Here is a 26,748-nt window from a genome sequence, read left to right as displayed (position 1 = left end):
CACGTGAAGCACAGCTATGACGTCATCGTTGTGGGCGGCGGCCATGCGGGAATCGAGGCCGCAGCGGCAGCTGCCCGGATGGGCAGCGCGACAGCGCTTGTCACCATGCGCGCGGATGACATCGGGACGATGTCGTGCAATCCGGCAATCGGCGGGCTGGGGAAGGGTCATCTCGTGCGCGAGGTGGATGCGCTTGGTGGCTTGATGGGTGAGATTGCCGATGCCGCTGGCATCCAGTTCCGGCTTCTGAACCGGCGCAAGGGCCCTGCCGTCCAGGGGCCGCGGGCGCAGGCGGATCGCGGGCTCTATCGTGCTTCTGCACAGAAGATGGTGGCCGCGCAGCCCCTGCTGGATGTCATTCTGGGTGAAGTCGCGTCTATCCTGCGGTCCGGCGCCGGCGTCTCTGGGGTCCGGCTTGCCGACGGCACCGAGCTTGCCGCTGCTGCCGTCGTCATTACCTCCGGCACATTTCTGAACGGCGTGATCCATACCGGCGATGTCAGCCGTCCTGCGGGTCGCTGGGGCGGTCCCACCTCCTCGGGTCTGGCGCAGGATCTGCTGTCACTTGGGCTTCCGATGGGGCGCCTCAAGACGGGCACCCCGCCTCGGCTCCGGCGCTCCAGCATCGATTGGAACCGGCTGGAGCTGCAACCGGGCGATGATGATCCGGTTCTGTTTTCCTATCTCAACACCGCTCCCGCCGCACCGCAGATCAGCTGCGCGATCACCCACACGAACGAACGCACACACGGGATCATCCGCGCCAATCTTGACCGCTCTGCGATGTATGGCGGTCATATCGAGGGCGTTGGTCCCCGCTACTGCCCGTCGATCGAGGACAAGGTCGTCCGGTTCGCTGAAAAGGATGCGCACCAGGTCTTTCTTGAACCCGAGGGATGGGACAGCGACGTGGTCTATCCGAATGGAATCTCGACCTCCCTGCCGGAAGATGTGCAGCTCGCCTACGTGCGCACCATGACCGGGTTGGAGGAGGCCGAGATCCTTCAGCCCGGCTACGCTGTCGAATACGACTATGTCGATCCGCGCGCGCTGAGGTCCTCCCTGCGGGTGAAGACGGTGCCGGGACTGTTCCTCGCTGGCCAGATCAACGGCACCACCGGATACGAGGAAGCCGCAGCCCAGGGGCTGGTTGCGGGGGTGAACGCCGCCCGGCTTGCTCGGGGGGAGGAGCCGGTGAGATTTTCGCGCACGAACAGCTATATCGGCGTGATGATCGACGACCTGACCTCACGAGGGGTGACTGAGCCTTACCGCATGTTCACCTCGCGGGCCGAGTTCCGGCTATCCATCCGCGCCGACAACGCCGATCAGCGGCTGACCCCGATGGGACGCGATCTTGGTCTGGTGGATGACCGGCGCTGGCACGTCTATTCCGAGAAGATGCATGCCTACACGGCAGCGCGGGAGCTGGCCCAAGCGCGGACGCTGACGGCGGCCGAGCTTGGGACCCGGGGGATCACGGTCCGGCAGGACGGTCAGCGGCGGTCGCTCTTCAATCTGCTCTCGCTTCCCGATCTTGAGCCGGCGCAGGTAATCGCCCTCGATCCTGATCTCGCCAGGATCGATCCGGTAACCCTTAAACAGCTCTGCACGGACTCGCTCTACGCGCCCTATACGGATCGCCAACAGCGGGAAGCTGCGGCATTGCAGCGCGAGGAGGCGGTCGCCATCCCCGCGGACTTCGATTACGCTGTCGTTTCCGGTCTTTCGAACGAGTTGCGGCAGAAGCTCGACCGGGTGCGCCCTCAGACGCTCGCGCAGGCTGCGCGGATCGAAGGCATGACGCCCGCTGCTCTGGCGCTGCTGCTCGCCCTCGTGCGCCGCAACAGCAAGCGCGCCTCGGCATGAATGCTTCATGTGAAGCAAGGCTCCAACGCTACGCCGATCTTCTGACGCGCTGGAACCCGACCATCAATCTTGTCTCTCCTGCGACTCTGCCGGATCTCTGGCAGCGTCACATCGCCGACAGCATCCAGCTGGCCGAACTCGCGCCGCTTGAGGGAAGATGGGTGGACTTGGGTTCCGGCGGCGGACTGCCGGGGCTGGTGGTAGCCATCTGCCGCCCTCAACTGAGCGTGACCCTGCTCGATTCCGACGCCCGCAAGGCCACCTTCCTGCGCACCTGCGTTCGTGAACTGTCACTGACTAACTGCAGCGTGGTCACTACCCGGATTGAGCAGCAGTCGCCCGCCGCTGCCGATCACGTAAGCGCCCGCGCCCTTGCCCCGCTGCCGAAGCTGATGGCATATGTGGTCCAGCACCTCTCACCCGGCGGGACCGCCTGGTTGATGAAGGGCGAAACTTGGCAGGAAGAGGTCGATCTGGTGAAGGCAAGCTGGCAATTCGACCTGACCGTTCATCCCAGCCGGACCCATGACGGCGCGGCGATCCTGCAGATGACGAATATCCATCATGGCTGAGCCCTATATCATCGCCATTGCCAACCAGAAGGGGGGCGTCGGAAAGACGACCACGGCCATCAATCTTGGCGCCGCGCTGGCCGAGCTCGGCAGTTCCGTCCTGCTGATCGATCTCGACCCTCAGGGCAACGCGTCCACGGGCCTCGGACTCGACGGGCAGGACCGCACCCCCAGCAGCTACGATGTCCTCACCGGCGAAGCTCCGCTGAACGATACGATCCGCGAAACCGCCATCAAGCGCCTGTCGATCGTTCCCGCGAATGCCGACCTCTCCTCTGCCGATATCGATCTTTCGGCCCGCAGCAGCCGGACGATGCTGCTCAAGCAGGCGCTCACGGGCACGCGCAGCGACATCGTTCTGATCGACTGCCCGCCTGCGCTTGGCTTGCTGACCCTCAATGCGATGGTCGCCGCCGAAAGCGTTCTGGTGCCGCTTCAGGCCGAATTCTACGCGCTCGAAGGCCTCTCCCAGCTTCTTTTGACTGTCCGGCAGGTGCGTCAGGCTGCCAACCCCGATCTTCGGATCGAGGGCGTGCTTCTCACCATGTCCGACAGCCGCAACAACCTCGCGGTTCAGGTCGAGGCGGATGCACGGGAGACGCTCGGCGATCTGGTTTTCAAGACGGTCATTCCGCGCAACGTCCGCGTCTCGGAATCGCCATCACACGGCAAACCCGTCATCCACTACGATCCGACATCCAAGGGCAGCACGGCCTATCGTGCGGTCGCGAAAGAGTTTGTCGCTCGTCGCAAGGCACAGAAATCGAAGGCAAAGCATGGCTGAACGCAAGACCGACAAGCGCGGCCTGGGCCGCGGTCTCTCCGCACTCATGGCCGATGTGGCGCTGGCGCCGGACAGCCCCGCGCCCGAGTCGCAGCGCCTGCCGATCGAGCAGTTGATCCCCAACCCCGACCAGCCGCGCCGAGACTTCTCGCCCGAGCTGCTGCAACAGCTTGCCGATTCGCTCCGCAGCCGGGGCGTTCTTCAGCCGCTGATCGTGCGTCCCCACCCGGATGGCGGCGGGCTGTACCAGATCGTCGCCGGCGAGCGCCGCTGGCGCGCGGCGCAGATCGCGCAGCTCCATGACCTGCCCGTCATCGTCAGCGACCTGACCGACGCCGAGGTGCTCGAAGTCGCGCTGATCGAGAATATCCAACGCGCCGATCTGAACGCGATCGAGGAGGCGGCGTCCTATCGCCAGCTCATGGACCGCTTCGGCCATACGCAGGAAAAATTGGCCGAGGCGCTGAACAAGAGCCGCAGCCACATCTCGAATATCCTGCGCCTGTTGAACCTGCCCGACCCGGTGCAAGCGATGCTGCGCGACAACACCCTGACCGCCGGTCACGCACGCGCGTTGATCACCGCACCCGATCCGGTCAGCCTTGCCCGCAAGGTGGCCGAGCGTGGTCTGTCCGTGCGTGAGACAGAGGCGATGGTGCGCGAGCAGTCCGCGCCGAAGCCCGAGCGGATGCCCCGCCGCGAAAGCAGCAAGGACGCCGACACGCGGGCGATCGAAAGCGATCTCGGCGCGCAGTTGAAGATGCGGGTCCGCATAGATCATGCGGGCCACGATGGCGGCCGCATGACGATCAGCTACCGCGATCTAGACCAGCTTGACCGCCTGTGCCAGTTGCTCGGTGGCACCGCCTGAGCCTCAGGGCGCCAGTTCCCGCAGGATCGCATTCAATACCGGACGGCCCTGCGGCGTGACCCGGATACGTTCGGCGTCCAGTTCAATCAGCCCCAGCTCGTGCAGCGACTGGATGGCGGCGGAGTCGAGCCCGGCACCGTTCATTGCTTCGAAGCGCCGGAGCTCCATACCTTCGACCAGTCGCAGGGACATCAGCAGATACTCCACGGCCTGATCGCGCAGTTCCAGCCTCTCGCGCGGCAACTCACCCGAACCGTTACGCTCGACGGCGTTCAGCCATTCGCCGGGGGCGCGATACGCCTCGGTGGCGAATCGCCCGGCAGGCAACGTCAGCCTTCCATGCGCTCCCGGTCCGATCGCTGCCCAATCTCCTTGACGCCAATAGACCAGATTGTGCCTGCTTTCTGACCCCGAGGCGGCGTGATTTGATATTTCGTAGGCATAATACCCGTAATTATCACAAATATCGTTTGTTTCCAAATACATATCACCAGCGGTGTCGTCGTCAGGTATATCGCGTAACCCACCCGCAGCATGGCGTTTTCCGAAAGCCGTCTCCGGCTCGATCGTCAGTTGATAAAGCGACAGATGGTCCACCGCCATCGACAGCGCCTCGCCCAACTCCCGCCGCCAGGCTTCCCGGCTCTGCTGCTGGCGGGCATAGATCAGATCGAAACTGACCCGTCCGAAGGCGTTGCGCGCGATCTCGAACGCTGTTCGCGCCTCGGCAGCCGAATGCATCCGCCCCAGCCGCCGCAGGTCGTCGTCGTTGAGCGCCTGCACGCCCATCGACAGCCGGTTCACCCCCGCGTCGGCATAGGCCAGGAACCGCCCCGCCTCGACGCTGGTGGGGTTCGCCTCCAGCGTGATCTCGGCGTCATTCGCCAGCGGCCATGCCGCCCGCGCCGCCTCGATCACCCCAGCGACCGTCTCCGGCGCCATCAGCGACGGCGTGCCACCGCCGAAGAAGATGCTGCCGAGCACACGCCCCGGCACTTCGGCGGCGAGCCGCGCTAGCTCGGCCCGATAGGCCGCCAGCCATCGCGGCTGGTCGATCACCGCCGCGACATGGCTGTTGAAGTCGCAATAGGGGCATTTCGCCGCGCAGAAGGGCCAATGGACGTACAGCGCAAAGCCGCCCGCCCGCCAGTCCTCGCCCGGTTGCCAGAACTCAGCCAAGGACCGCCTGCAGCTTCCTGAACGCATCGGCCCGGTGGCTGATGGCATTCTTCTCATCGGCGGTCATTTCGGCATAGGTCCGGTCATGGCCGTCCGGCATGAACATCGGATCATAGCCATGCCCCAGCGCCCCGCGCACCGGCCAGACGAGCCGCCCGTGCGCGATACCTTCAAATATCTCCTCATGCCCATCCGGCCACATCAGCACGAAGGTCGCATGGAACGCGGCGCGGCGCGGCTCGGGCACCCCGCGCGCCTCAAGCTCGCTCCACGCCCGCGTCATCGCCTGCATGAAGTCCCGCCCCGCGCCGGTCTCGGCCCAGTCGGCCGTATGCACACCCGGTGCGCCGTCCAGCCCCTCGATGGCGATCCCGCTGTCATCCGCCAGCGCCGGAAGCCCCGTGGCCTCGACGGCAGCGCGGGCCTTGATCCGGGCGTTGCCGATGAAGCTGTCCTCGGTCTCGACCGGCTCCCCGAGCCCCATTTCTGCCGCACCCACGACCTCGACCCCATGCGGCGCGAACAGCGCCCGCATCTCGTCCAGCTTGCCGGCGTTATGGGTGGCGACCAGCAGCCGCTTTTCGGTCAGCCGTCTCACGCCAGCGCGGCCTTCTGCGCCTCGACCAACTGCGCGATCCCGCCCTCGGCCAGATCCATCAACTGCCCCATCTCGGCGCGCGAGAACGCCGCGCCCTCCGCCGACATCTGCACCTCGATCAGCCGTCCGGCTCCGGTCAGCACGAAGTTCCCGTCGGTCCCCGCCACGCTGTCCTCGGCATAATCCAGATCGACGACCGGCTGGCCCGCATAGATGCCGCAGCTGACCGCCGCGACGTGATCCATGATCGGATCGCTCGTCACCATCTTCGCCGCGATCAGCTTGTTGACCGCCAGCCGCAGCGCGACCCAGCCGCCGGTGATTGCCGCGCAGCGGGTGCCCCCGTCCGCCTGGATCACGTCGCAGTCGATGACGATCTGCCGCTCGCCCAGGGCACGCCGGTCCACCCCGGCCCGCAGCGCGCGGCCGATCAGCCGCTGGATTTCCACCGTGCGCCCGCCCTGCTTGCCCGCCGCGGCCTCGCGCCGGTTCCGCGTCGTGGTGGCGCGCGGCAGCATCCCGTATTCCGCCGTGACCCAGCCTTGGCCCGAGCCCTTCAGGAACGGCGGCGGCCGGTCCTCGATCGAGGCCGAGCACAGCACATGCGTGTCGCCGCAGCGGATCAGGCACGAGCCCTCGGCATGCCGCATCACGCCGGTTTCGATTGAAATCGGGCGCAGTTGGTCTAGATTCCGGCCAGAGGGGCGCATGGGCTGTCCTTTCAGGATTTCGCCCGTCAGATACAGGCCCGCAGACCCCATCCGCAACCCTTCGGCACACAGTCAATGCCCCAGATCGACCAGCCCTTCGACCTCAACGACCGCTCGCGCGAGGTGTTCCGCCGCGTGGTCGAAGGCTATCTGGAAACCGGCGAACCGGTCGGTTCGCGCACGCTGACCCGATCGATGGCGGTCTCGGCGGCGACGATCCGCAACGTGATGCAGGATCTGGAATATCTCGGCCTGCTCGACAGCCCGCATGTCTCGGCCGGGCGGCAGCCGACCCAGCTCGGCCTGCGCCTGTTCGTGGACGCGCTGATGGAAATCGACCCCCTCGCCCCCGCCGACCGCGAGCGGATCGACGAGACGCTGGGTCACGATCATCCCGACACCCCGGTCCTGCTGGACCGCGTCAGCACCGCCTTGTCGCATCTGACGCACGGCGCCTCGCTGGTGCTGATGCCCAAGGTCGAGGCGCCGGTCCGGCATATCGAGTTCGTCAGCCTTGCCCCGGACCGGGCGCTGGCGATCCTCGTCTTCGCCGATGGACGGGTCGAGAACCGCGTCTTCAACCCGCCGCCCGGCCAGACGCCCAGCTCCATGCGTCAGGCGGCGAATTTCCTGAACGCGCAGGCCGAGGGCCGGACCCTGGCCGAGCTTCGCGCCACCTTGGGCGATGCCATCACCACCAGCCGCCAGCAGATCGACGCGCTGGCGGCGGAACTGGTGGCGGCGGGCCTTGCGCTATGGGACTCGGACCCGCAGGACCCGCGGCTGATCGTCAAGGGCCGCGGCAACCTGCTGGACAACGAGGCCGCCGATCTCGACCGCATCCGCGTGCTGTTCGACGATCTGGAACGCAAGCGCGACATCGCCCGCTTTCTCGAACTGGCCGAGGACGGCGAAGGCGTGCGCATCTTCATCGGTTCGGAGAACAAGCTTTTTTCACTTTCGGGTTCCTCTCTGGTGGTTTCACCTTATATGAACGCTGACCGAAGAATTGTGGGTGCGGTGGGGGTCATCGGCCCGACGCGGCTGAATTACGGCCGCATCGTGCCGATCGTGGATTACACCGCGCAGCTGATCGGCCGGGTATTGTCGGGCCGAAAGGGGTAGATGATGAACGACACGCAGAACGGACAGATGGACGCGGAAGATTTCGACACGGATCCGGCCCTCGGGGCGGATCGGGACCCGCTGGCCGATCTGCCGGAAGGCGATGCCCGCATCGCCGAGCTGGAGGCAGAGCGCGACGAGTATCGCGACCGCTTCATGCGTGCGCTGGCCGATGCCGAAAACGCCCGCAAGCGCGCCGACAAGGACCGGCGCGAGGCCGAAAATTACGGCGGCTCGCGTCTTGCCCGCGACCTCCTGCCCGTCCACGACGCCCTGACCCGCGCGCTGGACGTCGCGGGCGAGCGCTCGGAGCTTGACCATGCCCTGATCGAAGGGATCGAGCTGACCCTGCGCGAGCTGAACAACGTCTTCGCCAAGCACGGCGTCACGGTCATCAGCCCGGCGAACGGCGACCGCTTCGATCCGCAGGTGCACGAGGCGATGTTCGAGGCGCCGGTTCCCGGCACTCAGGCGGGCGACATCATCCAGGTGATGGCCAACGGCTTCATGCTGCATGACCGTCTGCTGCGCGCCGCACAGGTCGGCGTCTCCTCGACCCCGGCGAGCAGGCCCACGCCGGCGAACTGACCGTGCGCGCCGGCGGGATCGAGGACGATCCGGCCGGCCGTTCTTTACGGGGCCTTAATCCCTGCCTAGGTAAGACGGGACGCGCCGGGCCTGTTCCGGCCGCCGACCACGCGAAAGGACCGATGATGCTGCGCCACCGCCTTGATGACGACGACGATGACGACGATGAGCGCGAGGAAAAGCAGCAGGGCGAGGAACTGGGCCTTCCGCAGAGCCCGGCCATCGACAAGCTGTATTTCCGCTCGCGGACGGTGATTGTCGCGGGCACGATCAACGACAAGCTGGCGCAGCGCACCGTCTCGCACCTGCTCGCGCTGGCCGAGGATAACGACAATCCGATCAACGTCCTGATCTCGTCCCCCGGCGGGCATGTCGAATCCGGCGACATGATCCATGACGTGATCCGCTTCATCCGTCCGACCGTCCGCACCATCGGCTCGGGCTGGGTGGCGAGCGCGGGGGCGCTGATCTTCGTCGGCGCCAAGCGGGAAAACCGCTTCTGCCTGCCGAACACGCGGTTCCTGATCCACCAGCCCTCGGGCGGGATCGGCGGGACCAGTTCCGACATGATGATCCAGGCGGAGCAGCTTCGCCTGATGCGCGACCGCCTGAACCAGATCTTCGCCGAGGCGACCGGCCAGCCGGTCGAGAAAATCGCCGCGGATACGGAGCGTGACTTCTGGCTGAACACCCAGGAGGCGATCGACTACGGCCTGCTGAACAAGGTCATCCGCAGCGTGGACGATCTGAACTGAGCCGAGGGGCGGCTCCGCCCGACGCTCAGGTTTTCCCGCCCCAGCCGCGCCGCTGGGGCTAATAAGGAAAATCTTCCCGGTCCGCCCGCCTCGCGGGGGACCGGATTTCCCTCCGGCCCCGCGAACGCGTGGAACTTTCCGGCCCCTCCTCCACTTCCAGAAAACCCGTCCGGCTGCCCTTTACGGGGATCACGGGGCGTTCCTTGTTGCCCTGCACCCGCGTCGCTAGATCGTGCCGCGAAGAACTGGAAGAGGCCCCATGACCATCGAAATCGCGCAGATGTACAAGAGCTTCGGCCGGACCGAGGTGCTGCGCGGGATCGACCTCACCGTCGCGAACGGAGAGCTTGTGGCCCTGCTCGGGCCCTCCGGCTCGGGCAAGACGACGCTGCTCAAGATCATCGCCGGGCTGGACTGGCCCGATCGCGGCGGCCTTGCCTTCGACGGGCAGGACTGGCTGCAACTCTCGCCGCAGGATCGCCGCATCGGCTTCGTGTTCCAGAACTATGCGCTGTTCCCGCAGATGACCGTGCGCGACAACATCGCATTCGGCTTGACGGTCCGCCCCCGCGGCGAACGGCCGGCCAAGGCGCAGATCGCCAGCCGCGTCAACGAACTGCTGGGCTTTCTACAGATCGACGCGCTTGGCGATCGCTACCCGGCACAGCTTTCCGGCGGCCAGCGACAGCGCGTCGCCCTTGGCCGGGCGCTGGCGATCGAGCCGACGGTGCTGCTGCTGGACGAGCCGTTCGGCGCGCTGGACGCCGCCGTGCGCCGCGACCTGCGCCGCTGGCTGCGGGGCGTGCATGACGCGATGGGCACGACGACGATCTTCGTGACCCACGATCAGGAAGAGGCGTTCGAGCTGGCCGACCGGGTGGTGGTGATGAACCACGGCCGGATCGAGCAGATCGGCAACGCCGCGACCATCCACGACGCGCCCGCCACGCCCTTCATCGCCGATTTCATGGGCGCGACCATCCACCTGCCCGTGGCGGTCCGCGAGGGCCGGATCGGCGGCGCGGGCATCGACGCGGCCCACCTTCCAACGGCAGACCTGCCCAATGGCCCCGCGCAGCTTTTCGTCCGCCCCGAGGATCTGCTGCCCATCCCCGACCCCTCCGGCCCGTGGTCCGTCTCGTCCGTCACCAACACCGGCTCGCAGCTGCGGCTGATCCTGTCGGACGCGTCCGGCACCGAGATTCCCGCCGACCTGCGCCGCCGCTCTCCCGGCGCGCAGGGGCTCACCCCCGGCGTCAGGGTGCATCTGCGCCCCGAGGCCGGCTCCGTCTTTCCCGCTGAAACCGTCTGAAAGGGATCATCATGAAACTGTCCGTCTTCAAGGCCGCCGCCGTGGCGCTGGTGCTGGGCGCCACCCCGGCCATGGCGCAGGACCGGCTGCTGAACGTCAGCTACGACATTGCCCGCGAGCTGTTCGAGGCCCTGAACCCCGTCTTCGTCGAGAAATGGAAGGCCGACACCGGCCGCGACGTCACCATCGAGCAGTCGCACGCAGGTTCCTCCAAGCAGGCCCGCTCGATCCTCGAAGGGCTGCCGGCGGATGTCGTGACCTTCAACCAGGAAACCGACGTGATGGCGCTGGCCGATGGCGGCATGGTGGCCGAGAACTGGCGCGAGGCGTTCCCCAACGGCGCCTCGCCCTGGTATTCGATGCCCGCCTTCCTCGTCCGCGAGGGCAACCCCAAGAATATTCAGGACTGGTCGGACCTCGCCCGCGACGATGTGCAGGCGGTGTTCCCCAACCCGCGCACCTCGGGCAACGGCCGCTACACCTATCTGGCCGCCTATGCCTACGGCCTGCGCGCCAATAACGGCGACGAGGCGGCGGCGCAGGACTTCGTGCGCGAGATCCTGTCCAACGTGCCGGTCTTCGACACCGGCGGCCGCGCCGCGACCCAGACCTTCGTCGAGCGGGACATCGGCGACGTGCTCATCACCTTCGAGGCCGAAACCCGCCAGATCGCCGCGCAATACGCCGATCGCGGGCTGGTGGCGATCACTCCGCCGGTCAGCCTGTTCGCCGCCTTCCCCGTCGCCGTGGTCGAGGAAAACACCGACCGCAACGGCACGACCGAACTGGCGAACGCCTATCTGAACTGGCTCTACTCGCCCGAGGCGCAGCGCATCCTGGCCGAAAGCCACAACCGCGTCATCGACGAGACCGTGAAAGCCGAGTTCGCAGGCGAGTTCCCCGAAGTCGAGCTGCTGACCGTCGAGGACGTGTTCGGCGGTTGGGAGCAGGTCATGGAACAGCACTTCGGCAGCGGCGGCATCCTCGACCAGGTGTTCGTCAACTGATGAGTGCCGCCGCCGCCCCCAGCGTCAGGGCGCGCCGCGTCCTTCCCGGCTTCCGGCTGACGCTGGGGACGACGGTGCTGTACCTGTCGGTCATCGTGCTGATCCCGATCATCGCCCTTGTGCTCAAGGGCGCCGGGATCGGTCCGGGGCGGTTCTGGGACATGGTGACGGCGCCGCGCACGCTGGCGTCGTTCCGCATCACCATCGTGGCGGCGGCCATCGCCACCACCATCAACGCCGTTTACGGGCTGCTGATGGCGTGGGTGCTGGTCCGCTACGAGTTTCCGGGCAAGCGGCTGCTGGACGCGCTGATGGACATTCCCTTCGCGCTGCCCACCGCCGTCGCCGGCCTGTCGCTGACCGCGCTCTATTCCGCGAACGGCTGGTTCGGCGCGCTGCTGGACCCGCTGGGGCTTCAGGTCGTCTATTCGCTGGGCGGGATCGTGCTGGCGATGAGCTTCACCTCGATTCCTTTCGTGGTCCGCGCCGTCCAGCCGGTGCTGGAGGAGCTGGACCCCGCCTATGAGCAGGCGGCCGCCACGCTGGGCGCGGGAAGCTGGACCACCTTCCGCCGCGTCGTCTTTCCCGCGATCATGCCGGCCTGGCTGGGCGGGGTGTCCACCTCCTTCGCCCGCTCGCTGGGCGAGTTCGGCGCAGTCGTGTTCATCGCGGGCAACCTGCCGTTCCAGACCGAGGTCGCGTCGCTGCTCGCCTATATCCGCATCGAGGAATACGACTACGAGGGCGCGGCGGCGATCGCGCTGGTGCTGATGGTGCTGGCGCTGGTGGTGCTGCTCGCCTCGAACATCGTCCAGTTCCGCGCGACCCGGCACGGGGGGCGTTCGCTGTGATGCGCCGCGTCCTCATCGGCACGGCGGCGCTGCTGTCGGCGGTCTTCATCGTGGTGCCGCTGGTCTATATCTTCGTGCAGGCGTTTTCCGCGGGCTGGGGCGCCTATGTCGCCAACATCCTCGACCCGAACACGCTGCACGCGATCTGGCTGACGACGCTGGTCGCGATCATCGTCGTGCCGGTGACGATCGCCTTCGGCATCGCCGCCTCGTGGCTGCTGTCGAAATTCGTCTTTCCCGGCCGCGGCCTGCTGACCACCGCCATCGAGCTGCCGTTCTCGATCTCGCCCATCATCGCCGGCATCTGCTATCTGCTGCTCTACGGGCGGCAGGGGCTGCTGGGCGGCTGGCTGTCGCAGAACGACATCACCATCCTGTTCGCGCTGCCCGGCATCATCATGGTGACGATGTTCGTGACCACCCCCTTCGTGGTGCGCGAGGTGCTGCCGCTGATGCAGGCGCAAGGCCCCGATCAGGAACAGGCCGCCGTCACGCTGGGCGCGGGCGGCTGGCAGGTGTTCCGCCGCGTGACCCTGCCCAACATCCGCTGGGCGCTGCTTTACGGCGCGGTGCTGTGCACGGCGCGTGCGGTGGGCGAGTTCGGCGGCGTCGCCATCGTCTCGGGCAGCATCCGCGGCAAGACCAACACCCTGCCGCTGCATGTCGAACTGCTGTTCAACGACCTGAACGTGGTCGGGGCCTTCGCCGCCTCGACCGTGCTGACGATGATTGCGCTGGTGGTGCTGATCGTGAAGACCGTGCTGGAGCGGCGCGGCTGACAGATTGCCGCGCCCCGCATCATTTCGACAGGATTTCCACCCTCTCCACCTGCCTTGGGCGCAGTTTGCCGATTGAGCAAGCGGGGTCGCTGCGCTATCGCGTCACCGGATAATGCGAAGAAAGGGCCAGAATGCCGCATCTCGACGAACGACTCGAAACCATCCTGGCTGACGTGACCCGCCGCAACGCCGGCGAGCCGGAATTCCACCAGGCCGTCCGCGAGGTGCTGGAAAGCCTCGGTCGCGTGGTCGCCAAGCGGCCCGAATATGCAGACGAGGCGCTGATCGAGCGCATCTGCGAGCCCGAGCGGCAGATCATCTTCCGCGTGCCGTGGATCGACGACGACAACAAGGTCCAGATCAACCGGGCCTTCCGGGTCCAGTTCAACAGCGCCCTCGGCCCCTACAAGGGCGGCATCCGCTTTCACCCGTCGGTCAATGTCGGGATCATCAAGTTCCTCGGCTTCGAGCAGACCTTCAAGAACGCCCTGACCGGAATGCCCATCGGCGGCGCCAAGGGCGGCTCGGACTTCGATCCCAAGGGCCGTTCGGACCGCGAGATCATGCGCTTCTGCCAGTCGTTCATGACCGAGCTGTGGCGCCATATCGGCGAATACACCGACGTTCCCGCCGGTGACATCGGCGTGGGCGGGCGCGAGATCGGCTACATGTTCGGCCATTACAAGCGCCTGACCAACCGCTACGAAGCCGGGGTGCTGACCGGCAAGGGCCTCAGCTACGGCGGCTCGCGCGCGCGCAAGGAAGCGACCGGCTACGGCAACACCTATTTCATCGAGGCGATGCTGGCCACGCGCGGGCAATCCTATGACGGCAAGCGGGTGGTCGTGTCCGGCTCGGGCAACGTGGCGGTCTATACGATGGAAAAAGTGCAGGAACTCGGCGGAATCATCGTCGGCTGCTCGGATTCCAACGGCTACGTCTTCGACGAGAACGGCATCGACCTCGATCTGGTCAAGGAGATCAAGGAAGTCCGGCGCGAGCGGATCTCGGAATATGCCCGCGCCAAGGGCACCGGGGCGCATTACGTCTGCGGCGGGTCGATCTGGGATCTGCCCTGCGACGTCGCCATGCCGTCCGCGACGCAGAACGAGCTGACCGGCCGCGACGCACGGACGCTGGTCAAGAACGGTGTGGTCGCCGTGGGCGAGGGCGCGAACATGCCCACCACCCCCGAGGCGATCCGCATCTTCCAGGAGGCGGGCATCCTGTTCGCGCCGGGCAAGGCCGCCAACGCGGGCGGCGTCGCCACCTCGGCGCTGGAGATGCAGCAGAACGCCAGCCGCGACAGCTGGACCTTCGAGCAGACCGAGGAGCGGCTCGCCGCGATCATGCGCAACATCCACGACACCTGCGCAGAAACCGCCGAGGAATACGGCGCGCCGGGCGACTACGTTCTGGGCGCCAACATCGCGGGTTTCGTGCGCGTGGCCGATGCGATGCGCTCGCTCGGGGTGATCTGAGCCCTTCGGCTGGGCAGGCGGTCAACGCCAGCCCAGCCCCGGCGCGACATGCTGGATGATCGATTCCAGGATATGGGCGTTATACTCCACGCCCAGCTGGTTCGGGATGGTCAGCAGCAGCGTGTCGGCCTCGCGGATGGCCTCGTCTTGTGCCAGTTGCTCGATCAGTACGTCCGGCTCGGCGGCATAGCTGCGGCCGAAGACCGAGCGGGTGTTGTCGATGACGCCGATCTGGTCGTGCTCGTCGGTCTGCCTGCCGAAAAACCGCCGATCGGTGTCGTTCACGATCGGGAAGATACTGCGGCTGACCGACGCGCGCGGAGCCCATGAGTGGCCGGCCGCTTTCCACGCCTCGCGAAAGGCGCGGATCTGCCGGGCCTGCTGCACATGCAGCGGCTCGCCCGACTCGTCGGTCTTCAGCGTCGAGCTTTGCAGATGCATCCCCAGCTCCGCCGCCCGGATGGCGGTTGCGTCCGACGCCGCCCCCCACCAGATCCGCCGCCGCAGCCCGTCCGAGAACGGCTCCAGCCGCAGAAGGCCGGGCGGGTTCGGGAACATCGGGTTGGGCGACGGTCTGGCGAAGCCTGCACCGTCCAGAAGTTCAAGGAACTGTGCGGTGCGGCGGCGGGCCATGTCGGCATCGCTCTCGCCCGGTTCCGGGGTATGGCCGAAATAGCGCCAGCCATCCTCGACCTGCTCGGGCGAGCCGCGGCTGAGCCCCAGTTGCAGCCGCCCCTGCGAGATCAGGTCCGCCGCCCCGGCATCCTCGGCCATGTAGAAGGGGTTCTCGTAGCGCATGTCGATGACGCCGGTGCCGATCTCGATCCGTCGTGTGCGGGCCCCGATGGCGGCCAGCAGCGGAAACGGCGAGGCATGCTGGCGGGCGAAGTGGTGGACGCGGAAATAAGCGCCGTCGATGCCGATGTCCTCGGCGGCTTCGGCCAGTTCGATGGATTGCAGCAGGTTGTCGCCCGCGCTGCGGGTCATCGACTGCGGCGAGGGCGTCCAGTGGCCGAACGACAGGAAGCCGATCTTCTTCATGCGAGGTTCCTTTCAGCGTTCGGGCCGATGAAGGAGGGAACGGCCCGCGCCCACAAGAGTTTCCTCAGACAAATGCGTGACGTAGCGAAAGCGACGCGGTAGTCTTGGCGGACAGCGCCGTCGGGCCAGCATAAGGAAGCCAACTCGATGCCCAAGATCCTTCCCCATATTCTTGCGGGCTTCGTCCTGCTCGCCAGCCCGGCCTTCGCGCAGACCGCGACCGCGCCGGTCCAGATTCCCACCGCAAACGATCCCGCGCCGCCGCCGGCCGATCCGGTGACCGGGATCGTGCCGCCGCAGACGCCTCCCGGTCCGGTGACCGTCACCGAGCAGGGGGTATCCTCGACCGCCGGGGATACCGGGACGCCCGCCCCGGCCCAGCCCGATCCCGCCCTGATGGAGCCGGCCCAGACGACGACCCCCGCGACCACGCAGGAGGCGCTCGCCACGCCCACCGAAACCGATCCCGAAGCCGCCGCTGCCGACGTCGGCCCGCAGGAAGGCGCGGCACAGACCGCCAGCCCGGCGGAGACGGCACCGGAAGGCGAGGCGCAAGCCGCGACCGAGCCGACCCAGGGAACGGAGGCGCAGCCCGGCACCGCCCCCGCCGCCGGAACTGCGGCTCCGACGACCGCACCGGCAGCCGCCGCCACGGCCGATGCGCCGGCCACTGAGCCGGCGCAGCCCGATCCCGCGGCGCTTGCCGCGGCTCAGCAAGAGGCGGCGCGTGCCTTTGCCCAGACCTTGCAGGCCAAGTCCCAGGCCGGGGTGCCGCTGGCGCCGGAAGAGGTGACCGCCATCGCGGAGCAGCCTGCGATCACGCCGGTCTATGCGGCCCGCGTGCCCGAGGGCGATCCCGCCTCGGCGCAATCGCTCGAACCCCCGGCGGGTCAGGTGGAGGTGGTCGAGCCGGGCGACAGCGACAGCGTCGCCACTCCCGCGACCGCGCCGAAGCCGCCGGTTCCCGATGGGACCGCGCCCGGCAACGAAGGCTCGTCCGGCTGGTCCGGTGGACTGGGCGGCTCGTTCATCGGCACGAACCCCGCGGGTGCGCTGCCCGCCTCGAAGACCTGGCAGCCGCCGACCGCGCGCGGCCTGGACCTGCTCGGCTAAGTGCGAGGGGGCGGCAGGACCGCCCCTTTCCCGTCGCTGGCAAGAGGGGTGGCGGAGGAGAATGGGAGTCGAACCCACCCGGGACAGGCGCGCTGCCCCAACCGGATTTGAAGTCCGGCCGCCCCACCAGGGACGATTCTCCTCCCCGGTCCGGGGTCAGCCGGCGAACATGTCCGCCCGATGTGGATTGATACGCCGCAGATCGCCCCGCCGCAATGTTACGCCCTGCCGGTCGAAGAAGTCGAGAATCTCGATCGCGACCTTGCGCCCGTTCTGAACCCGGTCGCGGAATGCGGCCGCCGTCACCCAGCCATCCGGCGCGGCGGCCTGAACATCGGCGATGATCCCCACCATCTCGGCTGTCGTGGACCGCAGGAAGAAGTGATCGGGCCGGATCTGGTCGATCCGCCCCTGCCGCGCCGCCATCCGCAGGACGCGGCGCACATCGCCCTCGTCCTCGCCCATCTCGCTCGCGAAATCCCGCACGCGCGGCGGGCGGAAGCGGTCCTTGCCGGCAAGACGGGGCAGGATCCGGGCCAGCAGCGCCTCATCCTCGGGCGACAGCTTCGCCTCGTGCCCCGGCAGGCGCAGGAAGCCGCCCTCGGCCACGACCGCGCCCGTGCGGGCCCGCGCGGCCAGGAAGGCGTCGAAGCCGGGCTTCGGCAGGCGCGGCGTCAGGGCCAGCCGCAGCCGCTCGCGCCCCAGCCCCTGCATCGCGGGGTTCTGCTCGTGGAAATCCTGGAGCGTGGCATCCAGCCCCGCATCCAGCCCGCGCAGCGTTGCTTGGGCCAGCGCCAGCGTCGCGCTGCCGGTGCTCAGCGTCGCGACCCCGGCGGCAAGCCGCGTTGCGGCCTCCGCGGGCAGCGCCCGGTCGCGCGCGAAGCTGTCCAGATCGACGAACCACGGCGGCAGCTCCAGCAGCGCGGCCAGCGCCTCGGACGGCTCGCCGTGGCCCTGCGCGGCAATGACGGCCAGCCGCTCAGGCGTCCTACGGCGGCGGGCCGGGGCGCGGAGGTCGCGAAAATCGCCGCCGCCGATGGTGCGCCGGGCCGAGACGTCGCGCAGGATGAAACGTTCCCCCACGACCGCCGCGATGGGGCGTTCCAGCACCAGCTGCACCGGCCCCGCCGCGCCGGGATGCAGCGCATCGGCCAGCGGAACGATCCGCGCGCCCACCTCGACCGCGCCGACATGCAGCCGGGCCGGGAACCACGTCGTCAGCGGCTTCGGCTCGGACGGCAGGGCGTGAAGCTGCGCGTCGATCCGGTCGGTCGGGGCGTGGAGCGTCGGATCGCCCAGCACGTCGCCGCGATGGATGCTCTCGCGGCTGATCTGCTCGCCCGAAAGGTTCACCGCGCAGCGTTGCCCGGCAAGGCCGACCTGCGCAGGCCGGTTCTGCGCGTGGATCGCCCGCACCCGCCCCGAAAGGCCCGAGGGCGAGACCGTCACCTGGTCGCCCACCGCGACCTGCCCGGTCTGAACGGTTCCGGTCATGACCGTTCCCGCGCCCTTCAGCGTGAAGCTGCGGTCGATCGCCATGCGGAACTGCCCCGCCGCGCTGCGGGCCGCGGTCGCGGCTTCCTCGGACGACAGCGCCGCGCGCAGCGCCGCAATGCCTTCGCCGGTCAGCGCCGAAACCGGGATCACCTCCGCCCCGGCAAGGGCCGTCGGGGCGAGCAGGGCGGCGATCTGCGCCGTCACCTCGGCCCGGCGGTTGGGCCCGGCAAGGTCGGCTTTGGTCAGTGCAACGATGCCCCGGTGGATGCCGAGCAGGTTCAGAATCGCCAGATGCTCGCGCGTCTGCGGCATGATCCCGTCATCGGCGGCCACGACGAGCAGCGCGAGGTCGATCCCGCCGGCGCCCGCAAGCATGGTATGAACGAACCGCTCGTGCCCCGGCACGTCCACGAAACCGGTGACGCTACCACTGCCGAGATCGGCATAGGCGAAGCCCAGCTCGATGGTGATCCCGCGCGTCTTCTCCTCGGCCAGCCGGTCCGCATCGACGCCGGTCAGGGCGCGGACCAGCGCGGTCTTGCCGTGGTCGATATGACCGGCGGTCCCGACGATCATGGATGCGACAGGCTGCCCAGCAGCGCCCCGTCATTCGGCAGGCAGCGCAGGTCGAGGATCAGCGCGCCGTCACGGATGCGTCCGATCACCGGAACGGGCAGGGCGCGCAGCCGCGCCGCCAGCCGTTCGGGCGCGTCGCCCCCCTGTCCCGAGATCGCCAGCCCCGCCGAAGGCAGCGTCTCGACCGGCAACGCGCCGGAGCCGATCTGACTCGCGCAGTCGATCACCTGCACGGTGTAATCCGGCAGCATGGCCGCGACCGGCGCGAGCAGCCGCGCCGCCTGCGCGGCGATGTCGTCGCGGCTGCGGGTCAGCATGCGCAGGGTCGGCAGCCGCTCGGTGAGCCGGTCGGGGTCGCGGTAAAGCCGCAGCGTCGCCTCGATGGCGGCAAGGCGGATCTTGTCCAGCCGCAGCGCGCGTTTCAACGGGTTGCGGTTGATCCGGGCGATCAGATCGGCGCGGCCGACGATGAAGCCCGCCTGCGGCCCGCCCAGCAGCTTGTCGCCCGAGAAGGTGACGATGTCCGCCCCCTCGGCCACGGCCTGCCGGACGGTCGGCTCTGCCGGAAGGCCCCAGCGGGTCATGTCCACCAGCGTGCCCGAGCCGAGGTCGTTCATCAGCGGCACACCCGCGTCAGTGGCAATCGCCGCAAGCTCGGGCGCGGAGACCGCAGCGGTGAAGCCCTCGATCCGGTAGTTCGACGGATGCACCTTCATCATCAGTCCGGTGCGGTCGGTGACGGCGCCCCGGTAGTCGCGCGGATGGGTGCGGTTGGTGGTCCCGACCTCGACCAGCCGGACTCCGGCGCGGGCCATGATGTCGGGGATGCGGAAGGCGCCGCCGATCTCGACCAGTTCGCCGCGCGAGACGACGGCTTCGCGCCCCTCGGCCAGCGCGTTCAGCACCAGCAGCACGGCGGCGGCGTTGTTGTTGACGACCGTGGCGGCTTCGGCCCCGGTCAGTTCGCAGATCAGTGCCCGCACATGGTCGTCACGCTCGCCGCGCGCGCCGGTCGTCAGGTCGTATTCCAGCGCGGCGGGGTGGCGCATCGCCTCGGCCGCCGCCTCGATGGCCGCTTCGGCCAGCAGGGCGCGGCCGAGATTGGTGTGCAGGACGGTGCCGGTGAGGTTCAGGACCGGGCGCAAGGCGCTTTCACTCCCCGCCTCCAACTGGCGCGCAGCGGCGGCGACCAGCGTGTCGGCATCGGGCACCTCGCCGCCATCCTTCGCCGCCGTTCGCGCCGCCGCCAGCGCCTGGCGCAGGGCATCGGTCGCCGTAACCCGGCCGAAGCGCTCGGCCAGCGCCGCACCGGGCCCGGCCAGCAGGCGATCCACCGAGGGCAGATCCCGCAGCGCGCGCATCAGTAGCCGATGAGAAACGGATTGAGCCCGCCGCGCCGCCACTTGCCGCTCTTCATCAGCGCGTCGAGCCCAAGGCTCGCGACGTCATCCGCAATCGGGTCCAGCGCGGGGTTTTTGGTTTGCAGCACCTGCTTGACCCAGGACTCGCATTCGTCGCAGGTCTCGGCCTGCACCGTGGCGCTGCCGCTGCCGTCATCGACGGACTGGAAGCCGATGCCCTTGGTCGAGCCGCAGCAGAGGCACTTCACGCGCACCTCGTTCCACAGCGTCTGGCAGCAGGAGCAGGCGGCATAGCGGGTGCCCTCGGCCCCCTGAATACCCGTCACGACCGAAGAGGACGGACGCCCGCCGCAGGCAGGGCAGACGCCGGTGCGGATCGCCACCAGATGATCGGCGTTCAGTGTGGCGGCGAGACGCGCCAGATGGACCTGAACGGCGGCGGCCACGAACAGATGCGGCGCGGCGCTGTCTTCGGGGATTGTGTCGTCCAGCGCGTTGCCGAGCAGCCAACGCCGGTCCTCGCCCTTGGCGGCGGTCACGGCCTCCAGCGCGAGGCGGGCAGGGGCGGGCATCTCGATCCCGGCGGCTTCGCGGCAGAGCGCGTCGAGGGTCGCGCCAAGGGCGGGATCGTCGATCAGCTCGTGCCGGTCGATGGGCGGCATGCGGGAGGAGCGGGCAAGCTGGATGCGGGCCTGCGGCAGCGGTTCGGGCGTGGGCAGATCCGCGACCAGTCGGGCCTGAATGCGCGAAAGCTCCGCCAGAAAGCGCAGATAGGGGCCGAGGTTCGAGCCGTCGGCCAGCACGTCGAAGCGGGTGGTGCGGTCCGTGAACAGCCGGTCGGGTTTCGGCAGAATGGCAAGCGGCGGCGTCGGAACGCCGCCGATCATGTCGGGTCTGGGCTGCTGGTCCTGCGTCATCTTCCCCTCTGGCCGGGCCGGAACGGCCACGAGGGGTTACTTTGCAGTATCGCTTCCCTGGCGTCCAGCCAGCTCGCGCAGCCACTTGCGGTGGTGCCGCCAAGCCCAGCCGCCGCTGACCGTGCCGCGGGTCATCGCCGACAGGGTGCCGCGGGTCCAGAGCGCCGCGAAGATGTGCAGGATCAGCGTCAGCATGATGAGCACGGCCGAGATCGAGTGCACCCAGATCGCGATGCGGCGGGTTTCCACCGACACGAGATCGGGGAAGAACTGGTACCACATCATCACGCCCGAGACGATCAGGATCACGATCAGGAAGAACATCGCCCAGAACACCGTCTTCTGGCCGAAGTTGTATTTCCCGAGTTCCGGCAGGTTGTGCTCCTGCCCCTTGACGAGGTCGTCGAGGTTCCTGAGCCAGACGAGATCCTCGCGCCGCAGAATGTTCAGCCGGACAAGCTGGACGAACAGCAGCATGAAGCTGAAGAACAGCCCGATCCCGATGAACGGGTGGACCCAGCGCGTCGCCTGACCGCCGCCGAACAGGCCGGTCAGCCAAAACAGCGACGGGGTGAACAGGGCAAAACCCGACAGCGCCAGCAGGATCAGCGTGGCCGCGGTGAACCAGTGGTTCAGGCGTGTCCATCCGGCATAGCGGCGGACCGTGACGGGGTCCCGGGCGACGATCTTGTCGCCCGGCTCCGAATAGTATCGTCCCGCCATCAGGCCTGCTCCCTTCCCGATGCCGCCGGATCAGCCGCACGGTCGACCATGTCCTCGGCCCGCTGCTCATCCTCGGGGGCCACTTCGCTGCGGCTGAACAGGCCCATGACGACGCTGCCGACCGCGGCAAGCCCGATCGCGGCAAGGCCGACGGTCTTGGTCGGACCTTTCCAGTTCTGGACCACCCCGGCGATCTTCGGATCTTCCGGCAGATCGTTGTAGATGCCCGGCTTGTCGGCGTGATGCAGCACATACATCACATGCGTGCCGTTCACCCCCTGCGGGTCGTAAAGCCCCGCATTCTCGTAGCCGCGCGACTTCAGATCCTCGATCCGCTCTTCGGCATAGGTCTTCATGTCGTCCTTGGTGCCGAACACGATCGCCTGCGTGGGGCAGGCTTTCGCGCAGGCCGGACCCTGACCCACCGCAACCCGGTCGGAACACAGCGTGCATTTATAGACGGTGTGGTCCACCTGGCTGAGCCGCGGGATGTCGAACGGACAGCCCGAGATGCAGTAGCCGCAGCCGATGCAGTTCTCGTGGATGAAATCCACGATGCCGTTGGAATACTGCACGATTGCGCCGGGGGCCGGGCAGGCCGTGAGGCAGCCCGGATCGGCGCAATGCATGCAGCCATCCTTGCGGATCAGCCATTCGAAGTCGCCCGTCTCCGGGTTGTCGTATTCGGCGAACCGCATCAGCGTGAACATGTCGGGAGTCAGGTCGAGGGGGTTTTCATAGATCCCCACGTTGACCCCGATATCGGGATGCGTGTCGTTCCATTCGACGCAGGCCGTCTGGCACGCCTTGCAGCCGATGCATTTGCTGACGTCGATCAGCTTGGCGACGGCGGGCAGGGCGACCGGGTTCTCGGCCACCGGCCCGCCGGCCGATGACCTGACGACGTTATGCTGGCCCAGGTTGCCCTGGACCGGCTGCACCGGCGGGTTGGCCACGGCGGTGCGAGGGCTTTCATTCGCTCCGAGAGTCACGACACGGCCTCCCCAACTGCGGGTTCGATATTGACGAGGAAGGCCTTGAACTCCGGCGTTTCCACGTTGGCGTCACCGACGAACGGCGTGAGGGTGTTCGGCCCCCAGCCCTTCTTGGCGGCGCCGACAAAGCCCCAGTGCAGCGGGATGCCGATCACGTGGACGGTCTTGCCGTCGCAGATCATCGGCTTGATCCGCTTGGTGACCAGCGCCTTGGCCCAGACCTCGCCGCGCTTCGACCAGACGCGGACGCGTCCGCCCCGTTCAATGCCCTTCTCGGCGGCCAGCTGCTCGCTGATTTCCACGAAGAACTCCGGCTGCATCGCGGCGTTCACCACGTTGTGTTTGGTCCAGTAGTGGAAATGCTCGGTCAGCCGGTAGCTGGTGGCGACGAACGGGAACTCGGCGCTGTCGCCCAGCCGGGCCACGTCGCTGTCGAAGAACCGCGCCACCGGGTTGCCCCGCATGTTCGGGTTGAACACGTTGGCGACCGGGCTTTCGAACGGCTCCATGTGGGTCGGGAACGGCCCGTCGCGCATCATCCCCCGCGTGAACAGCCGCGAGGATCCTTCGGGGTTCATGATGAACGGCATCACCTCTTCCGGCCGTGCGGTCGGCGAGATGTCGGGCACGTCGTAGCCTTCCCAGCGCTCGCCGTTCCACCAGAGCAGCGGGCGCGTCTCGTCCCACGGGTTGCCCTGAAGATCGGCCGAGGCCCGGTTGTAGAGGATGCGCCGGTTGAGCGGCCAGCTCCACGCCCAGTTGCCGAAGGCGCCGGTATTGTCGCGATCGTTGTTGTCCCGGCGCGCCATGTTGTTGCCGTCCTCGTTCCACGAGCCGGAATAGATCCAGCACGCGCAGGCGGTCGATCCGTCGTCCCGCAGCTGCGAGAAGTTCAGCACCTGCTGCCCCGCCGACACGAGCGTCCGCGAAGGATCGTTCGGGTCGGTCAGGTCGGCCAGGGCCCTGCCGTTCATTTCCTTCGCGAGTTCCTCGGGCGTGGGCTCGTTCGGGTCGGCATAGTCCCAGGTCAGGTTGACGATCGGATCGGGGAACACCCCGCCTTCCGTCAGATACAGATCGCGCACCCGCAGGAAGATCTGCGCCATGATCCAGGTGTCGAGCTTCGCCTCGCCCGGAGGCTCGGCCCCCGGCCAGTGCCATTGCAGCCACCGGCCCGAGTTCACCAGCGCGCCTTCGTCCTCGGCAAAGCAGGACGAGGGAAGCTGGATCACCTCGGTCTGGATCGACGCGGTGTCCACCGCGTTGTAGTCGCCATGGTTTTCCCAGAAACGCGAGGTTTCGGTTTCCAGCGGGTCGATCGTCACCAGCATCTTCAGCTTGCTGAAGGCCTGCGTCGTCTTGTTGCGGTCAGGCGACGCGAGCAGCGGGTTGAAGCCCTGACAGAAATAGAGGTTGACCTTCCCCTGATCCATCAGCTCGTACATGCGCAGCATGTCGTAGGACGGCACGTCGAGCTTGGGCAGATAGTGGAATGCCCAGTCGTTCTCGGCCGTGGCGGCATCGCCCCACATGGACTTCATGAAGCTGACCATGAACTTGGGATAGTTCTGCCAATAGCTGGTCTGCCCCGGCCGCAGCGGCTTGAACGCCCGGCTTTTCATGTAGGAGGTCCAGTCGGGCTCCTGCTCCGTCGGGATGTTCAGGTATCCGGGGATCAGGTTCGACATCAGCCCGATATCGGTCAGGCCCTGGATGTTGGAATGCCCGCGCAGCGCGTTCATCCCGCCCCCGCGCACCCCGATATTGCCCAGGATCAGCTGCAGCATCGCCATGCCGCGGATGTTCTGGGCACCCTTGGAGTGCTGCGTCCAGCCGAGCGCATACATCGAGGTCATGGTCTTCGTGGGCGAAGAACATTCCCCGATCATCTCGGCGATGTGCAGGAACCGGTCGGCGGGCGTGCCGCAGACGCGTTCCACCATTTCCGGCGTATAGGCGTCCACATGGGCTTTCAGCAGGTTCCAGACGCAGCGCGGGTTTTCGAGCGTCGGATCGACCTGCGCGAACCCGTCGTCGCCGATGACGTAATCCCAGCTGGTCTTGTCGTAGTCCCGCTTTTCTTCGTCATATCCGGTGAACAGCCCGTCGCTCCACCCGAACTCGTCCTTCACGATGAGCGAGGCGTTCGTGTAGTTGCGGACATAGTCCCACTGCACCTTGTCGTTCTCGATCATGTAGCGGATCAGCGCCATGAGGAAGACGATGTCGGTGCCCGGACGGATCGGGGCGTAGTAGTCGGACACCGATGCCGTGCGCGTGAACCGGGGGTCCACGACGATCAGCTTGGCGCCGCGATGGTGCTTGGCCTCGGTCACCCATTTGAAGCCGCACGGATGCGCTTCGGCGGCGTTGCCGCCCATGACGATCACGAGGTCGGTGTTCTTGATGTCGGTCCAGGAGTTGGTCATCGCTCCACGGCCAAATGTCGGGCCCAAACTGGACACCGTGGGGCCGTGTCAGACGCGCGCCTGGTTGTCGAATCCTACAATTCCCATCGACCGGACGACCTTGTAGGTCAGCCAGGCCGTTTCGTTGGTGGTGGCCGATGCGGCAAGAAAGCCCATCGTCGTCCAGCGGTTCACCGGGACGCCCGTCTCGTTCAGCGACATGAAGTTCGCGTCGCGGTCGTCCTTGACCGCGCGGGCGATCTTGTCCAGCGCCTCGTCCCAGCTGATCGGCTCGAACTCGGCGGCGCCGGGGCGGCGGACGCGCGGCTCGGTCAGGCGCGTGGGGGCGTTGACGAAATCCTTGAGCGCCGAGCCTTTCGGGCACAGCGTGCCGCGGTTGGTCGGATGGTCGGCGTCGCCTTCGATGTGGAAGATGCGCTTCTTGCCCGTCTGCTCATCGACGCGCGAATACAGGATGACCCCGCAGGCGACAGAACAGTAAGGACAGGTGTTGCGTGCCTCGGTCGTGGCGGTCAGCTTGAAGTCGCGCACATGCGCAAGTTCCGCCGCCTCTGCCTCGCCGAAGCCAAGCGCTCCGAGCGAAGTTGCCGCGACACCCGCACCCGCCAGCCTCAGAAAGCCGCGGCGTGTGAGGTCGATGTTCATCCGATCCTCCTTTGCCTGTCGAATAGATAGGTCCATCCACCTTCAGGCGGATCGTGCCGCAAGTCAATGATCGTTGGGAATTGTGGACCGGGTCGCGGGGGTGGCCGGGAACGCCGGGCGGGTTCGGGTGTTGGGTTCCGGGGCGCGCGGAGTGTCAGCCATGTGGACGTCGCGGTGGACGAGACCGGGGATCGTGCTGGGCTTCGCCCTTGGCGGGTTCTTCGACGGCATCCTGTTGCATCAGATCCTGCAATGGCACCACTTGCTGAGCCTCGTTCCGGGAATCGGCGACCTGCGCTTGCAGGTGCTGTGGGACGGCTGGTTCCATGCGCTGATGTATGTGATCGCCGCGGCGGGGCTGTGCGGCTTGTGGCGCGCGCAGCGGCGCGGCGCCGCCCTGCCGGGGCGGCAGCTTTCCGGCGCGCTGCTGGTCGGATTCGGGCTGTGGCACATGACCGACGGCATTCTGTCGCACTGGCTGCTGGGCATCCACCGCATCCGGCTGGACAGTCCGAACCCGCTCGCCTGGGATCTGCTGTTCTTCATCGGCGCGGGGATCATGCCCGCGCTGGCCGGATGGCTGATGATCCGGGGCGGCGGCGCGCCACGGCTTCCGGCCCCTGCGGCGCTGGCGGTGCTGACGATCCTCACCGGCGGCATGGCCGCGTGGACGCTCCGCGCCCCGCCGGATCGGCCCTTCACCACGGTCGTCTTCCGCCCCGGCGCCTCGTCGCAACAGGTCATGGCGGCGCTGGTAGCGCAGGACGCCCGGCTGGTCTGGTCGGACACGGCAGGGGGCGTGATCGTGGTGGATGTCGCCCCCGCGGACCGCTGGGGGTTCTATGCCCGCGGCGCGCTTCTCGTCAGCGGCTCGGGCGTGCCGGCGGGCTGCATCGACTGGAGCAGGGCCTGAGCCGCCCGGTTGACAATCCGGGTGGATCGGCCCTCCCTAGTTCGGAAAGCACGAGGA

General features: G+C 67.5%; 24 protein-coding genes and 1 tRNA gene. 14 read left to right on the top strand and 11 right to left on the bottom strand.

Annotated elements, in window-relative coordinates; genetic code table 11:
- The first annotated feature begins 3 nt into the window (after nt 1-3).
- Genes mnmG through KTN05_RS04625 form a run of 4 tightly spaced genes read left to right on the top strand, consistent with a single transcriptional unit; the run spans nt 4 to nt 4,096 of the window.
- Entirely contained in the window at nt 4-1,869 is a 1,866-nt protein-coding gene (gene mnmG, locus KTN05_RS04640; RefSeq protein WP_217328215.1) for a tRNA uridine-5-carboxymethylaminomethyl(34) synthesis enzyme MnmG, read from the top strand.
- Nucleotides 1,866-2,441 carry a 16S rRNA (guanine(527)-N(7))-methyltransferase RsmG gene (gene rsmG / locus KTN05_RS04635; RefSeq protein WP_217328214.1) on the top strand — a complete coding sequence of 192 codons (576 nt, stop codon included), beginning with the start codon at nt 1,866-1,868 and terminating at the stop codon, nt 2,439-2,441. Before mnmG ends, rsmG begins: the two co-directional genes overlap by 4 nt.
- On the top strand, nt 2,434-3,225 hold the full coding sequence (locus KTN05_RS04630; protein ID WP_217328213.1) for a ParA family protein: 792 nt from the start codon (nt 2,434-2,436) through the stop codon (nt 3,223-3,225). Before rsmG ends, KTN05_RS04630 begins: the two co-directional genes overlap by 8 nt.
- Nucleotides 3,218-4,096 carry a ParB/RepB/Spo0J family partition protein gene (locus tag KTN05_RS04625; RefSeq protein WP_217328212.1) on the top strand — a complete coding sequence of 293 codons (879 nt, stop codon included), beginning with the start codon at nt 3,218-3,220 and terminating at the stop codon, nt 4,094-4,096. Before KTN05_RS04630 ends, KTN05_RS04625 begins: the two co-directional genes overlap by 8 nt.
- A gap of 3 nt (nt 4,097-4,099) precedes the next feature.
- Here KTN05_RS04625 and hemW read toward each other — a convergent pair whose 3' ends face one another.
- Genes hemW through rph form a run of 3 tightly spaced genes read right to left on the bottom strand, consistent with a single transcriptional unit; the run spans nt 4,100 to nt 6,583 of the window.
- Complete coding sequence (gene hemW, locus KTN05_RS04620; protein WP_217328211.1) at nt 4,100-5,302, bottom strand: radical SAM family heme chaperone HemW; 1,203 nt, start codon at nt 5,300-5,302, stop codon at nt 4,100-4,102.
- Complete coding sequence (rdgB, locus tag KTN05_RS04615) at nt 5,268-5,873, bottom strand: RdgB/HAM1 family non-canonical purine NTP pyrophosphatase (RefSeq protein WP_217328210.1); 606 nt, start codon at nt 5,871-5,873, stop codon at nt 5,268-5,270. The genes hemW and rdgB overlap by 35 nt, the downstream gene beginning before the upstream one ends.
- Nucleotides 5,870-6,583: a ribonuclease PH gene (gene rph, locus KTN05_RS04610; protein ID WP_217328209.1), complete on the bottom strand. Its 714-nt coding sequence runs from the start codon at nt 6,581-6,583 to the stop codon at nt 5,870-5,872. The genes rdgB and rph overlap by 4 nt, the downstream gene beginning before the upstream one ends.
- A 75-nt stretch (nt 6,584-6,658) precedes the next feature.
- Between rph and hrcA the strand changes: the two genes are divergently transcribed.
- From hrcA to gdhA, 8 genes are all read left to right on the top strand, one after another.
- A complete protein-coding gene (gene hrcA, locus KTN05_RS04605) occupies nt 6,659-7,708 on the top strand; it encodes a heat-inducible transcriptional repressor HrcA (protein ID WP_217328208.1) in 1,050 nt (349 codons plus the stop codon).
- Nucleotides 7,709-8,296: a nucleotide exchange factor GrpE gene (locus KTN05_RS04600; protein WP_371823274.1), complete on the top strand. Its 588-nt coding sequence runs from the start codon at nt 7,709-7,711 to the stop codon at nt 8,294-8,296.
- Between the two features lie 125 nt (nt 8,297-8,421).
- A complete protein-coding gene (locus tag KTN05_RS04595; RefSeq protein WP_217328207.1) occupies nt 8,422-9,051 on the top strand; it encodes an ATP-dependent Clp protease proteolytic subunit in 630 nt (209 codons plus the stop codon).
- Between the two features lie 259 nt (nt 9,052-9,310).
- Nucleotides 9,311-10,363, top strand: coding sequence for a sulfate/molybdate ABC transporter ATP-binding protein (locus KTN05_RS04590; protein ID WP_217328206.1), 1,053 nt, complete (start codon nt 9,311-9,313; stop codon nt 10,361-10,363).
- A gap of 11 nt (nt 10,364-10,374) precedes the next feature.
- Entirely contained in the window at nt 10,375-11,370 is a 996-nt protein-coding gene (gene cysP / locus KTN05_RS04585; protein ID WP_217328205.1) for a thiosulfate ABC transporter substrate-binding protein CysP, read from the top strand.
- Nucleotides 11,370-12,221 (top strand): sulfate ABC transporter permease subunit CysT, encoded by an 852-nt coding sequence (cysT, locus tag KTN05_RS04580; RefSeq protein ID WP_217328204.1) that lies wholly within the window; start codon nt 11,370-11,372, stop codon nt 12,219-12,221. The genes cysP and cysT overlap by 1 nt, the downstream gene beginning before the upstream one ends.
- Entirely contained in the window at nt 12,221-13,000 is a 780-nt protein-coding gene (cysW, locus tag KTN05_RS04575; protein WP_217328203.1) for a sulfate ABC transporter permease subunit CysW, read from the top strand. Before cysT ends, cysW begins: the two co-directional genes overlap by 1 nt.
- 131 nt (nt 13,001-13,131) lie before the next feature.
- Entirely contained in the window at nt 13,132-14,481 is a 1,350-nt protein-coding gene (gene gdhA / locus KTN05_RS04570) for an NADP-specific glutamate dehydrogenase (protein ID WP_217328202.1), read from the top strand.
- A gap of 21 nt (nt 14,482-14,502) precedes the next feature.
- On the opposite strand, the gene KTN05_RS04565 is transcribed toward gdhA, so the two are convergent.
- Nucleotides 14,503-15,522, bottom strand: coding sequence for an LLM class flavin-dependent oxidoreductase (locus tag KTN05_RS04565; protein ID WP_217328201.1), 1,020 nt, complete (start codon nt 15,520-15,522; stop codon nt 14,503-14,505).
- 147 nt (nt 15,523-15,669) lie between these two features.
- Between KTN05_RS04565 and KTN05_RS04560 the strand changes: the two genes are divergently transcribed.
- Nucleotides 15,670-16,635 (top strand): hypothetical protein, encoded by a 966-nt coding sequence (locus KTN05_RS04560; RefSeq protein WP_217328340.1) that lies wholly within the window; start codon nt 15,670-15,672, stop codon nt 16,633-16,635.
- A gap of 49 nt (nt 16,636-16,684) precedes the next feature.
- On the opposite strand, the gene KTN05_RS04555 is transcribed toward KTN05_RS04560, so the two are convergent.
- From KTN05_RS04555 to fdnG, 7 genes are all read right to left on the bottom strand, one after another.
- Nucleotides 16,685-16,780 (bottom strand) — tRNA-Sec (locus tag KTN05_RS04555).
- Between the two features lie 11 nt (nt 16,781-16,791).
- Nucleotides 16,792-18,708, bottom strand: a complete 1,917-nt coding sequence (gene selB, locus KTN05_RS04550) for a selenocysteine-specific translation elongation factor (RefSeq protein ID WP_217328200.1) — start codon at nt 18,706-18,708, stop codon at nt 16,792-16,794.
- Nucleotides 18,705-20,069, bottom strand: coding sequence for an L-seryl-tRNA(Sec) selenium transferase (selA, locus tag KTN05_RS04545; RefSeq protein WP_217328199.1), 1,365 nt, complete (start codon nt 20,067-20,069; stop codon nt 18,705-18,707). Before selA ends, selB begins: the two co-directional genes overlap by 4 nt.
- Entirely contained in the window at nt 20,069-20,986 is a 918-nt protein-coding gene (gene fdhE, locus KTN05_RS04540) for a formate dehydrogenase accessory protein FdhE (protein ID WP_217328198.1), read from the bottom strand. Before fdhE ends, selA begins: the two co-directional genes overlap by 1 nt.
- 36 nt (nt 20,987-21,022) lie before the next feature.
- The gene (locus tag KTN05_RS04535; RefSeq protein ID WP_217328197.1) at nt 21,023-21,709 is read right to left on the bottom strand and encodes a formate dehydrogenase subunit gamma; all 687 of its coding nucleotides are present in this window, start codon (nt 21,707-21,709) and stop codon (nt 21,023-21,025) included.
- Nucleotides 21,709-22,665 (bottom strand): formate dehydrogenase subunit beta, encoded by a 957-nt coding sequence (gene fdxH, locus KTN05_RS04530; protein WP_371823273.1) that lies wholly within the window; start codon nt 22,663-22,665, stop codon nt 21,709-21,711. The genes KTN05_RS04535 and fdxH overlap by 1 nt, the downstream gene beginning before the upstream one ends.
- Nucleotides 22,666-22,697: 32 nt before the next feature.
- A complete protein-coding gene (gene fdnG, locus KTN05_RS04525; RefSeq protein ID WP_254367985.1) occupies nt 22,698-25,778 on the bottom strand; it encodes a formate dehydrogenase-N subunit alpha in 3,081 nt (1,026 codons plus the stop codon).
- Nucleotides 25,779-25,938: 160 nt separating this feature from the next.
- Between fdnG and KTN05_RS04515 the strand changes: the two genes are divergently transcribed.
- On the top strand, nt 25,939-26,691 hold the full coding sequence (locus tag KTN05_RS04515; protein WP_217328193.1) for a DUF2243 domain-containing protein: 753 nt from the start codon (nt 25,939-25,941) through the stop codon (nt 26,689-26,691).
- Nucleotides 26,692-26,748: the final 57 nt, after the last annotated feature.

It is taken from the genome of Paracoccus sp. Z118 (assembly GCF_019061185.1).
Taxonomy (GTDB): domain Bacteria; phylum Pseudomonadota; class Alphaproteobacteria; order Rhodobacterales; family Rhodobacteraceae; genus Paracoccus.
This window is presented reverse-complemented; position numbering and strand designations above follow the sequence as displayed.